General features: G+C 41.3%; 9 protein-coding genes, 1 other RNA gene and 1 other annotated feature. Of the genes, 3 read left to right on the forward strand and 7 right to left on the reverse strand.

Going from position 1 to position 12,773, the window contains the following annotated elements; genetic code table 11:
- Positions 1 to 32 precede the first annotated feature (32 nt).
- Together LCM11_RS03555 and LCM11_RS03560 are read left to right on the forward strand one after the other, a co-directional pair.
- Positions 33 to 1,307, forward strand: coding sequence for a replication-associated recombination protein A (locus LCM11_RS03555; RefSeq protein ID WP_224892867.1), 1,275 nt, complete (start codon positions 33 to 35; stop codon positions 1,305 to 1,307).
- A gap of 137 nt (positions 1,308 to 1,444) precedes the next feature.
- Positions 1,445 to 2,107, forward strand: a complete 663-nt coding sequence (locus LCM11_RS03560; protein WP_224892868.1) for an RsfA family transcriptional regulator — start codon at positions 1,445 to 1,447, stop codon at positions 2,105 to 2,107.
- Between the two features lie 62 nt (positions 2,108 to 2,169).
- Here the strand turns inward: LCM11_RS03560 and ssrS are convergent.
- The 3 genes from ssrS to hisS form a co-directional block, all read right to left on the reverse strand.
- Positions 2,170 to 2,362, reverse strand: a non-coding RNA gene (ssrS, locus tag LCM11_RS03565) — 6S RNA.
- Between the two features lie 83 nt (positions 2,363 to 2,445).
- On the reverse strand, positions 2,446 to 4,209 hold the full coding sequence (aspS, locus tag LCM11_RS03570; RefSeq protein ID WP_224892869.1) for an aspartate--tRNA ligase: 1,764 nt from the start codon (positions 4,207 to 4,209) through the stop codon (positions 2,446 to 2,448).
- Positions 4,210 to 4,211: 2 nt separating this feature from the next.
- Positions 4,212 to 5,492: a histidine--tRNA ligase gene (gene hisS / locus LCM11_RS03575; protein WP_224892870.1), complete on the reverse strand. Its 1,281-nt coding sequence runs from the start codon at positions 5,490 to 5,492 to the stop codon at positions 4,212 to 4,214.
- 72 nt (positions 5,493 to 5,564) lie between these two features.
- Positions 5,565 to 5,783 (reverse strand) — a binding site (T-box leader).
- Between the two features lie 162 nt (positions 5,784 to 5,945).
- Here hisS and LCM11_RS03580 point away from each other — a divergent pair.
- On the forward strand, positions 5,946 to 7,004 hold the full coding sequence (locus LCM11_RS03580) for an N-acetylmuramoyl-L-alanine amidase (RefSeq protein WP_224892871.1): 1,059 nt from the start codon (positions 5,946 to 5,948) through the stop codon (positions 7,002 to 7,004).
- 67 nt (positions 7,005 to 7,071) lie between these two features.
- Here the strand turns inward: LCM11_RS03580 and dtd are convergent, their stop codons facing one another.
- From dtd to recJ, 4 genes are all read right to left on the reverse strand, one after another.
- Positions 7,072 to 7,518: a D-aminoacyl-tRNA deacylase gene (gene dtd, locus LCM11_RS03585; protein WP_224892872.1), complete on the reverse strand. Its 447-nt coding sequence runs from the start codon at positions 7,516 to 7,518 to the stop codon at positions 7,072 to 7,074.
- Positions 7,519 to 7,544: 26 nt separating this feature from the next.
- Entirely contained in the window at positions 7,545 to 9,749 is a 2,205-nt protein-coding gene (locus LCM11_RS03590) for a RelA/SpoT family protein (RefSeq protein ID WP_224892873.1), read from the reverse strand.
- A gap of 144 nt (positions 9,750 to 9,893) precedes the next feature.
- The gene (locus LCM11_RS03595) at positions 9,894 to 10,406 is read right to left on the reverse strand and encodes an adenine phosphoribosyltransferase (RefSeq protein WP_224892874.1); all 513 of its coding nucleotides are present in this window, start codon (positions 10,404 to 10,406) and stop codon (positions 9,894 to 9,896) included.
- Complete coding sequence (recJ, locus tag LCM11_RS03600; protein ID WP_224892875.1) at positions 10,396 to 12,723, reverse strand: single-stranded-DNA-specific exonuclease RecJ; 2,328 nt, start codon at positions 12,721 to 12,723, stop codon at positions 10,396 to 10,398. The genes LCM11_RS03595 and recJ overlap by 11 nt, the downstream gene beginning before the upstream one ends.
- Positions 12,724 to 12,773 lie beyond the last annotated feature (50 nt).

The raw sequence follows: 12,773 nt of genomic DNA on the forward strand, positions 1-12,773 counted from the left end.
ATCATAAACATATTTATAAAGGAGCTTGATGTATGAGTCAGCAACCACTCGCATTCCGCATGCGCCCTTCCAATATAAACGAAATCATTGGACAGTCCCATCTGGTGGAAGAAGGTAAAACGATTCACCGAATGATAACAGCAAACCGCCTGGCTTCCATGATCCTATTTGGTCCCCCGGGGACAGGTAAGACATCGATGGCTACCGCACTAGCTAAAAGTCTAAAAATACCTTTTAAGAACTTAAATGCAGTGACGGATAAAAAGAAAGATATGGAAATTGCTGTGGAAGAAGCCAAGATGCATGGACAACTCGTTCTTATCCTTGACGAAGTCCATCGCCTGGATAAGGCAAAGCAGGATTTTCTGCTTCCTCATCTTGAGAGCAATCGGTTAACTCTTATCGGCTGTACGACAAGTAATCCATATCATTCCATTAATCCAGCGATCAGGAGTCGCTGCCATCTATTTGAACTTTACAAACTAACTCCTGATGAAATTAAGCAAGCGATTCAACGAGCTATAGAAGATAAAGAACAGGGGATTGGTAATTTGGAACTTGATCTTACCTCTGAGGCTGTCGATCACTTTGCCCATGCAGCGAATGGAGATCTTAGAGCTGCATTGAATGGACTGGAACTTGCCGCTTTCTCCACCCCTATGGAAGACCAGCTTATCCCTATTGATTTGGAAATTGCCGAGGAGTGTATGCAGAAGAAAAGCTTTTCTCATGATAAGGATGGAGATGCCCACTATGATGTACTTTCCGCTTTTCAGAAATCAATTAGAGGCAGCGATGTAGATGCCTCCCTTCACTACCTTGGACGGTTAATAGAAGCCGGAGATCTTGATAGTATAGGGCGCAGACTTGTGGTCATTGCCTATGAGGATATTGGGCTTGCCAATCCCCAAGCTGGTCCAAGAGCACTTTCTGCTATACAGGCAGCAGAAAGAATTGGTTTTCCCGAAGCTCGTATTCCTTTATCTGTTATCGTTACGGAACTTGCCTTGTCACCTAAGTCCAACAGTGCCTATAAAGCACTTGATGCCGCCCTATCAGACATTCGAAATGGTAAGAGTGGAGAAGTTCCTGCCCATTTGAAAGACTCTCATTATGAGGGAGCTTCTCAATTAGGCAGAGGACTAGAATATCAGTATCCACACAATTATGAAAACGGCTGGGTGGATCAACAATACTTACCTGACACCATCAAGAACCGCATGTATTACGAGCCAAAAGCTACCGGAAAATTCGAACAAGCTCTTCAGCAGGTATGGACAAAAATTAAAAATCGTAAATCTACTTAAGTATATTTCCACTTTCTGTTGGCTAAACTACAACTAAATCTGAAAAACTACTTTTCTAGGTGTGGACAAAGCAAAGCATTCCAACTTAAAAAAGAGCTTTATCATACAAACCTGGAAAATATACAGGAGTGGAAAATATGCCTAAAGTAAGACAAGATGCATGGTCTCATGAAGATGATTTATTACTAGCAGAAACGGTTCTTCGCCATATTCGTGAGGGGAGCACCCAATTAAAAGCGTTTGATGAAGTAGGAGATGCATTAAACCGTACATCCGCTGCTTGCGGATTCAGGTGGAATGCCGAAGTTCGTCAAAAATATGAGCAGGCTGTAGAACTGGCTAAAAAGCAAAGAAAAGAGAAGAAACGTAACGAAGCTCACCAAAAGCCCGTTTATAAGGAAATACCTGCACGTATGACTTATGAGTCAGAAACTGCACAAGAACCTGTTATATTTGAAGAAAGTAAGATTGTGAGTGAGCCGCCAGCTATGAACTATCAGCCCGAACCCGAGATTCAGCTCTCACATGTTATTCGATACTTGAAAAACCTTCAAAAAGAAACCTCGAGCAGTGATTCAGCTAAAAAACAACTGTTCGAACTTCAAGAACAGAATAAGCAACTAATGGAACAGAACCAGCAGTTAAATAGACAATTAGAAACTATGACAGAAGATTATCAGGCATTAATTCAAATTATGGATCGAGCAAGAAAAATGGTGATGTTTGAAGAACAAGACTATGCCTATAAACCTCAATTCCGTATGGAAAAAAACGGTAACCTGGAAAATGTAGCAAGATAAAAAAAGGAAGCCCTCTCTCTTAGAGGGCTTCCTTTTTTGTTCTTATGTAAGTAAATTAAAAGACCAATCCCAATTGTGCCGTTGTATCATGAGTTTTGAACCCGCTCCAGGCAGGTGGGTGCCCTGTTCCACACTTCCTGCGTCCTCCCATCAGTGATGGTTAAGAGGCGTGCATTCCGTATGGAAACACCGGGCTCCCGTTTCAAAAATGTTCGGTCAAAACGTACATTCGAACAACGTACACATCAGGATTGATCCGTTTAATTTGTAAAACAATCATAGCATATATATATAACCTTATCAACAATAACAAGCTAGATTTAAGACAGTTTTTCTTTTTATTCTTCAGGCTTTAATTGCAGGTGAAGCTCATCTAATTGAGCCTTGCTTACGCTTCCTGGTGCATTGGTCATTGGATCTGTTGCTGAAGCTGTCTTTGGAAATAAAATGGTGTCACGAAGATTGGTACGACCCGCAAGAAGCATCACAAATCGGTCAAACCCGAGGGCAATACCTCCATGAGGCGGTGCTCCATATTCTAAAGCTTCAAGTAAGAAACCGAACTGTTCCTCCGCTTCTTCCTGACTGAATCCAAGAACTTCAAACATTTGATTCTGTACCTCTCTTTGATGAATACGCAGAGAACCTCCGCCCAGTTCATAACCATTTAATACAATGTCGTAGGCTTCTGCATGTACACTTTGAGGATTATTATGCAGCTGGTCCATATCCTCTTCTGCTGGTTTCGTAAATGGATGGTGAGCTGCAAAATATCGTTCTTCTTCTTCATCGTACTCCAGTAGCGGCCAGTCTGTGACCCACAGGAAATTGAAGCGATCTTCTTCAATTAAATCAAGACGACGGGCTAGCTTTTGTCTAAGCGCCCCTAGACTATCATATACGACTGATGTTTTATCGGCTACAAATAGTAAAAGATCTCCGTCGGCTGCTCCTGTTTTCTTTTTAATAAGGGATGCTTCTTCTTCTGTAAAGAATTTAGCGATAGGTCCGTTAAATTCCCCATCTTTTACTTTAAGCCATGCCAGTCCTTTTGCACCGTAGACTTTAACATCTTCCGTCATTTTATCAATATCTTTACGGGAGAAGTCATCAGCTTTACCTTCAACGTTAATGGCACTAACCTGCCCCCCTGAAGAAACAGCCCCACTGAATACTTTAAATCCAGAATTCTTAACTTCTTCCGATAAGTTTATAAGTTCTAAACCAAATCGCGTATCGGGTTTATCTGACCCATAACGATCCATAGCCTCTTCGTAGGACATCCTTGGAAATGGAGTAGAAACCTCGATTCCTTTAACTTCTTTCATTACTTTCTTCATCATGCGTTCGGTCATATTCATAATTTCATCTTTAGACATGAACGATGTTTCTATATCCACTTGCGTAAACTCAGGCTGTCGGTCCGCGCGTAAATCCTCATCTCGGAAACAACGGGCAATCTGATAATACTTTTCGAAACCAGACATCATTAGCATTTGTTTAAATAACTGCGGTGATTGAGGTAATGCGTAAAACTGTCCTTCATGTACACGGCTTGGAACAAGATAGTCTCTTGCTCCTTCAGGCGTACTCTTTGTAAGCATAGGCGTTTCCATTTCAAGAAATTCTTCTTCATTTAAAAAATTGCGGATGGATTGGGTGGCTTGATGACGCAGCTGAAAGGTCTCCTGCATTTCCTTTCTTCTAAGATCAAGGTAGCGATATTTCAAGCGAAGATCCTCAGAAACTTCGGACTGTTCTTCAATCATAAATGGCGGTGTTTTCGCTTTGTTTAGAATCGTAACAGAGTGAGCTACCACCTCGATTTCTCCTGTGCCGATGCTCGGATTAATCGTCTTTTCATCCCTGGCGACTACTTCTCCCATTATTTCCAGCACATATTCACTGCGAACATTCTCAGCTGTATTTAATGCTTCCTCAGATGTTTCCGGATTAAATACTACCTGAACAAGTCCTGACCTGTCGCGCAGGTCGATAAAAATCAAACCTCCCAGGTCCCTGCGCTTCTGTACCCAGCCTTTTAAAGTTACTTCTTGACCTAAATGGTCTTTACGTAAGGATCCGCTCTGCACACGTTCCATATTTATTCGCCTCCTAACAACTGATTCTTTATATGAGTTTCAATATTATCCAGCGGGATTTCTTTTTGCTCTCCACTTACCATATCTTTCACATTTATTATATTTTCTTCAACTTCACGATCTCCCAGAATAAGAACAAATTTTGCACCAAGGCGGTCAGCGGTTTTAAACTGGGCTTTCATTTTTTTGCCAAGATAATCTTTATCTACCTGGATACCTGCTTTTCTCAATTGATAAGCCACACGCACCGAAACCTTCTCTGCTTCTTCGCCTAAAGCTACCAGATAGCAATCCAGCTCCTCGTCGATCGGAAGCTCAACACCTTCTGCCTCCAGAGCCATTAATAACCGCTCCAGACTCATGGCAAATCCAATGCCTGAAGTAGCTGGACCTCCAACTTCTTCCACGAGACCGGTGTAGCGTCCGCCACCGCTAAGAGTGGTAATAGCTCCAAATCCTTCAGCGTCGCTCATAATTTCAAAAGCAGTATGATTGTAATAATCCAGCCCGCGAACCAGGTTAGGATCGATCTCATATTCAATGCCCATCACATCTAAATATTCTTTAACCTTCTCAAAGTATTCTTTTGAGTAGGTATTTAAATAATCCAGGATAGAAGGAGCCGTTTCCATAGCGGGGTGGTCTCTATCCTTCTTGCAGTCTAAAACGCGAAGCGGATTCTGATCGAGACGAACTTGGCAATCTGCACATAATTCTTCCCGGTGCGGATCAAAGTGACGAATTAGCGCATTTCTGTGAGCTTCTCTACTCTCAAGATCCCCAAGACTATTTAACACAAGTCGTAACGAAGTCAATCCCATCTCCCGATAAGAATCAAGAGCCAGTGCCAGCACTTCTGCATCTATTGCTGGATCATCACTTCCTAGAGCTTCAATTCCAAATTGGACAAATTGTCTCTGTCTTCCTTGCTGAGGTCGCTCATATCGAAACATAGGCCCAATATAAAAATATTTAGTCGGCTGATTAGGTGACCCATGCACTTTGTTTTGAACAAAGGATCTCACTACCGAAGCTGTTCCTTCGGGGCGCAGTGTAATACTTCGCCCACCACGATCCTCAAATGTGTACATTTCTTTCTGGACAATATCTGTACTATCTCCCACTCCGCGTTGAAATAATTCAGTATGTTCAAAGATAGGAGTGCGAATTTCTTTATAGTTATAGCGGTGACATAAGTCCACCAATTTTTTCTCTACATACTGCCATTTCTCTGAGGCTCCAGGAAGAATATCCTGTGTACCTCTTGGGGCATTTATACTCATTAATACTCCTCCTTTATACATTCCACCATAAAATACCATAAAAAAATCCCCGTCCCTTTTCCTGCCAATAGGAAAAGGGACGGGAATTTGCCCGCGTTGCCACCCTGATTGAAGCATCAGCTTCCACTCAAAGACAGTTAACGCCTGCGGTACGTCTACACCTACTTCATTTCGATGCAGAACCTAAGAAATGTCTTTCATCCATCCATCATAAAGGAATGCTTTCAGCCTTCGTGGCATTCCGTCTCTGGTTATGTGGGAATGGACTACTTTTTCCCTCAATGGTTTTAGTCGTATCATTATAGAATTGATTACTATCATATAGGCTTTTTCCTTAGGATGTCAAGCCATTCTCTAAAATATTTATTACTATATTTTAATTCCCATAGCAGGTACGTGTATCATGCCTGTCGAATAATACACGTGGCCCAAAATAAGGAGGTGTAATTTATCTTGAAGAAAACAATTTTTGCGGTACTTATATTTATTCTTGGAATACTTTGTTCAAGCGATCTCAAGGCTTACGCTGACCAGATGGTCGTTAAAGAAGATGTGGTCAATGTTAGAAGCGGTCCAGGGACCCACCATGAACAGATTACCCAGGTTCATAAAAATGAAGTTTATGAATACATAAGTGAACAAGGACAGTGGGTTCAAATTCAACTCAGTAATAATCGTCAGGGCTGGGTAGCTGAGTGGCTGGTTCATAAAAATGATAAGACTATGGATAAGAAAAAAAACTCACATTTATCGTTAAATTACAATGGCACCAATATTAGAAGTGGTCCTTCTACAGAAACCTCTATTGTGGGGCGCGGCCATAAGAACGAGCAATATAAAATCATCGGAAAAGAAGGTTCCTGGTATGAAATCCGTTATCAGAATCAAAAAGCTTATGTGGCAGATTGGATTGTGAAAACCCAGCAAAAGCAGCCAGTAAATTATGAAGTGGCTTCCGATTCCCAATCAAATCTGAATGGTAAAACCATCATAATTGATGCCGGCCATGGCGGACGTGACCCGGGTGCCATTGGTTTCACAGGAACTTTGGAGAAAGACTTAACGTTACAAACCGCAGATGCTTTAAAACAAAAGCTGCAAAGTCTGGGCGCAAATGTTAAATTAACACGACAGAAAGATGAATACCTGGCGCTTGCAGTCCGCAATTATCATTCTTTACAATCCAAAGCAGATGCTTTTATCAGCCTCCATTTTAATAGTGCCCCTGTAAATATTTCTGCAAATGGGATCAGCAGCTACTATTATCACTTTGAAGATCAACACCTCGCGGAATTAATTCAGCAGGAAATGGTCGTTGAGACACGTATGACAGACAGAGGGGTAAGGCTTGGAAATTTTCATGTGTTGCGTGAAAACAATAAACCCGCTGTACTATTAGAACTTGGCTTCATTTCCAATAAGTCTGAAGAAGGTGTTGTGACCTCGCCTTCTTATCACACAACCGTCGGGCAAGGAATTACCAAAGGATTAGTTCGGTACTTCGCAGAATAAATTTTTTATATCCAAAACAAAACATAAAGCCCTGGAAGTTTACAACAACTTCCAGGGCTTTATGTTCTTATCTTTCTTTACTGTCCAATATCAATGTAACTGGCCCAGAGTTAGTCAAAGCAACATTCATCATAGAGCCAAATTCTCCAGTTTCGACTCCAACACCTTCATTTTCAACCATATGATTAAATGTTTCATAGAGGTCTTTAGCTTGATCAGGCTTTGCTGCCTGCATAAAATTTGGTCGACGGCCTTTACGGCAATCTCCGTACAAAGTGAATTGAGAAATAGACAAAATCTTCCCACCCAAGTCTACAAGTGAATGGTTCATTTTTTCATCATCATCTTCGAAAATTCTCAGGTAAGGAATTTTTTTAGCTAAATACCTTGCATCTTCTTCCGTATCTTCATGTGTTACTCCAAGAAAAACGACCAGCCCTTTTTGAATGGAACCAACATCCTCGTTATTGACTTTTACACTCGCTCTTGAAGCACGCTGTACCACTGCTTTCATTTCATTGCCACCCCTTTTGTATCCTATTACTGCATAACCCGTCGGACCGTATAAACCTCTTGAATCTGCTTGATACGCTCCACAATTCTCCGTAGATGACTCGTATTTTGAATTAGAATTGTAATATGAATGGTGGCCATCTTATTTCTGTCGGATTTACCAGAAACCGCCGTGATATTGGTTTTTGTCTCATTAACTGCCTGGAGTACTTCGTTTAGAAGACCTCTGCGGTCATATCCCCAGATTTCAAGATCAACATGGTACTGTTTTGAATCTGTGACAGAAGTTTCCCATTGAACAGGAAGGAGACGGGATTGTGCTTCCTCCGTTTTCACATTAGGACAATCCGTTCGGTGGACAGAAACACCTCTCCCTTTAGTGATATACCCCACGATATCATCACCAGGTACAGGGTTACAGCACTTAGACAACCGAACGAGCAAGTTATCTACTCCCTCGACGCGAACCCCAGAATCTTTCTTACCGCTTTTAGCGGGCGTTTTTATTTCAGTTGTACTTACATCCGCCAATGTTTGTTCCAGGTTCTGCTGTTTTTGTTTCTGTTTTCTCCATTTTTCTGTAATCCTTGTTGCGATTTGGGCTGCTGTAATTCCTTGATAACCTACAGCAGCAAACATATCATCTTCACTGCTAAAATTGAACTTCTCAGAAACACGAATTAAATTATCAGGAGTAAGTACATCTTTAGGCTGTATCCCGAAATTCCGAATTTCTTTCTCTACCAGCTCTTTACCTTTCCCGATATTTTCATCTTTTCTCTGCTTTTTGAAAAACTGCTTAATTTTGTTCTTTGCCTGGGAAGTTTGTGCTAATTTAATCCAGTCCTTGGAAGGACCATAAGAATGTTTGGAAGTCATGATTTCAAGAATATCTCCGGTATTGAGAACATAATCTAATGGCTCCATTTTACCATTTACTTTAGCCCCGATCGTTTGATTCCCTACTTCAGTGTGTATCCGATAAGCAAAATCAATAGGGACAGAACCAGAAGGCAGTTCAATTACATCCCCTTTTGGAGTGAACACATAGACCATGTCTGAAAATAAATCGACTTTCAAAGATTCCATAAACTCTTCGGCATCATGAGTTTCACTTTGCCACTCCAAAATTTCTCTAAACCAGGTCAATTTTTCTTCAAACGATTGTTCCGCCGCACTTTGACGTCCTTCTTTATAAGCCCAATGTGCAGCAATTCCATACTCCGCTATCTCATGCATATCATGGGTGCGGATCTGAACTTCCAAAGGATCGCCTTTTGGACCAATCACAGTCGTGTGCAGTGATTGGTAAAGGTTAGGTTTTGGCATAGCAATATAGTCTTTGAAGCGACCAGGCATCGGCTTCCAGCAAGTGTGAATGATCCCGAGAACAGCATAACAGTCCTTAATACTATTTACCGTAATCCTAACAGCAAGCAGATCATAAATTTCATTGAATTGTTTATTCTGCAAAACCATTTTTCTATAAATACTGTATAAGTGCTTAGGTCTTCCATTAAGATCTGCATCAATATTAACATCCTTCAATTGACTGCGAATCTCATCTATAACTTCTTCAATGTAATGTTCCCGCTCGTTACGCTTTTGTTTCATTAGGTGCACAATTCGGTAATATTGCTGTGGATTTAAATAACGCAGCGCTGTATCTTCGAGTTCCCATTTAATTGTAGATATACCAAGACGATGAGCCAAAGGAGCAAAAATCTCCAGTGTCTCATTTGATATTCTTCTTTGCTTTTCAGCAGGAAGGTGCTTCAACGTCCTCATATTGTGAAGGCGATCAGCCAGCTTAATAAGAATGACACGGATATCTTTGGCCATTGCCACAAACATTTTCCGGTGATTCTCCGCTTGCTGAGCTTCTTTTGATTTATATTTAATTTTTCCTAACTTCGTTACCCCATCGACTAGCATGGATACTTCCGTATTGAAGGCTTTCTCTATTTCCTCAATACTTACTTCCGTATCTTCAACTACATCATGAAGAAACCCTCCTGCTATCGTTTCCGGATCCATTTCCAGGTTCACAAGAATTCCTGCCACCTGAATAGGGTGGATTATATAAGGCTCCCCGGATTTACGGAACTGGTCGCTGTGTGCCTCTTCAGCAAACTGATAGGCACGGCGAATAAAGGCAAGGTCATCCTCATTCAAGTATGTGCTTGCTTGTTCTATTACTTCTTCAGCTGTTAGAACTGTATCTTTCGCCATTCAATCACCCTGGTTTCTGTAGACTTTCTTTAAAAAGATATTTGATTTATATTATCAAAAAAAGCAGGTGAAATGTAAAGAGATAGATGCTGTCCCCTCACCTGTAAAACAAAGAGCGCCCTGTTTGAGGGCACTCTTTCTAAGTTAGTATTGCATTAGTGTTAATACATCGTAACCATCAAGCTTACTGCGTCCATCTAAATACGTAAGTTCTATCAGGAAAGCGCAGCCGGCAACCACTCCACCCAGCTGTTCTACGAGATTAATCGTCGCTTCTATTGTGCCCCCGGTGGCGAGGAGGTCATCCACAATCATGACACGCTGGCCGGGTTTAATAGCATCTTTATGAATCGTAAGGATGTCACTGCCATATTCAAGGCCATAATCTACTTTGATCGTCTCTCTTGGTAGCTTCCCTTCTTTACGAACAGGAGCAAAACCAATTTCTAACGCATAGGAAACTGGGCAGCCGACAATAAAGCCGCGTGCTTCAGGTCCAACTACGATGTCTATTTCTTTATCTTTTGCATACTCAACGATATCATCAACCGCCGATTTAAATGCTGGACCGTTGTCCATCAAAGGAGTTATGTCCTTGAATTGAATGCCTTCTTTAGGCCAGTTTTCTACAATAGCGATATGTTCTTTATAATCCATTAACTACTTCCTCCTTGGAATCCTTGGAACTCTGGTCCAAATAATTATTGAACCATTCTTTTAACTCCTTGTAAGTGGAATAATACAAAGTCTGTTCCATGTACAAACGCTCTTCACGCTCTTTATATAATGTAGATTCTTTTAAATCTTTCTGCGAAGGTTTTGAATTTATCGTTACAATTCCATCTTTTATTCTAACAAATTCAAGTTCAAAAAACACCTTCGAAATAAATTCAACCATAGATTGATCCCAGCCTTTTCTCCTAGCCAACTGTTCACCTTCCTGTCTAAGATTGAATTCCTTACGCTTCAACAGCATACCATAAAACCATTTGAAATGATCGCGCGTCGGCCAGGTTTTTAAGAAGGTGCTTTCTTCCAGACGATAGCAGGCAAAAACCTTACTTACAGAAACACGACTGAGGAGTTCCTCTAACTGACTTATACGCTCAGGTAAATCTAATAGCAGTAGCCCATCAATCATGGCACCCTCGGTAAATTCTTCAGGCTTATTCACAGGAATATTGTGAGGTGCATTATATTCTCCCTGAAATGATACCGCTGTAAAATACTCATTTGCAGGTATTACAAGTTTTTTCTCCACATGTTTTGATCCCCGCAGATCAAATAACTGCCAGTCATTCACTCGTAAATCTTTAACCATAATCTGAAGGTTTTTTCGACCATTCCATTCGTTAATCCCCAATTCACCTACTACCTCTAAAGGGTCTGAAGGTGTCAGGTGCGGATAAACATCTCCCATACCGAAGGCAATACCATCCACTCGTGACTGTTCTTTTTGAAATTGTACTTTCAAATGATTTTTTTTACTTCCGATCAGCCTGAGCTCTTTAGGAGTATGCTTTAAGTGAAACAGCGGTTTAGGATTACCCATCCCAAAAGGACGGAGCTGATCGATTTCTTCAATCTGTTTTAAAGATATGTCCCCCAGTTCAAGAGTGGCTTCAATATCCAAAACTTGCTGATAGTCATCCTCTGTCAACTTCTGCTCAGCGAGATCGTTCAGTGATGTTCTTAATTCATCAATTTTCCCTACTTCTAAAGTCATCCCTGCCGCTTGGGCATGACCTCCAAAATGAAGAAAATGTTCTCTGACTTCCATACAATTAGCAAAGAGATCAAACGCATCGATACTTCGAGCAGACCCTTTTGCTTCTCCCTTTTCAGGGTCAATTCCGAGCACTATTGCAGGTCTGTCAAATTGACGCACAAGTTTAGAAGCAACAATTCCTAAGACTCCCGGATTCCAACCTTCTTTAGCAACCACAATTACGTTCTCAAGATCCTGTGACCTTGAAGATAACAGTTCTTCAGCCTCTTTGGCGATCTCAGCCACTATTTTCTGACGTTCCTGATTAATTTGATTAATAAATGAAGCGATTTGCTGAGCGTCTTCCCTCTCTTTAGAAAGAAGCAATTCTACTGCAGGGGTAGCATCTTGCAAACGTCCTACAGCATTCATACGAGGACCGATGGTGAATCCAATCGTTTCTTCATTCATATCACCTTCAATACCGCAAACTTCACGCAAAGCAAGTACCCCCGGGCGTTTTGAGCGGGAAATAGCTGCAAGTCCCATTGAAGCTAATACTCGGTTCTCTCCCTGAAGCGGAACCAGGTCAGCAATGGTTCCAATGACCACTAGATCTAGATAATCCTTTGGAAATCTTCCCAGTAAAGCTTCCGCAAATTTAAAAGCAACACCTACCCCCGCCAACTCTTGAAATGGATAGCGGCTGGACGTTTTCGGGTGAATAATGCTATAGGCATCTGGTAAAACTTCCTGGACTTCATGGTGATCAGTTATAATCAGATCTATTCCTAGCTGTTTAGCTACTTCAGCTTCATGAATGGCTGCAATTCCGGTATCTACAGTAATGATAACGGAATATCCAGAATCCTTTGCAAACAGGAACGCTTCTTCATTTGGTCCATATCCCTCTGTAAACCGGTTCGGTATATAGAAATCACAATATGCACCAGCTTCTCTTAAAGCCTCAATCATTAAAGTTGTTGAACTTACACCGTCCGCATCATAGTCTCCAAAGACAAGAATGGATTCTTCACGCTGAATTGCGGTTTTAATTCGCTCTACTGCCTTCTCCATTCCTTCCATAAGAAATGGATCATGTAAATAATCAATAGTCGGGTTCAAAAACTGTTCAACAGCGTCCGGCTCAACAATCCCGCGTTTCTCAAGCATTTGCTGGGTTAGCGGGGTAAGCCCCTGCTGAACCTCGAATCCTTCGACATTCTCATTATATGTAAACTGCCATTTCATCTTACTTTGTATCATAAGTTCACCCCTGACCCATCTATTATACAAGAGGGGACCAGGGGTGGCAA

Origin of the sequence: Halobacillus halophilus (assembly GCF_020171985.1) — a bacterium.
Classification (GTDB): Bacteria; Bacillota; Bacilli; order Bacillales; family Halobacillaceae; genus Halobacillus; species Halobacillus halophilus_A.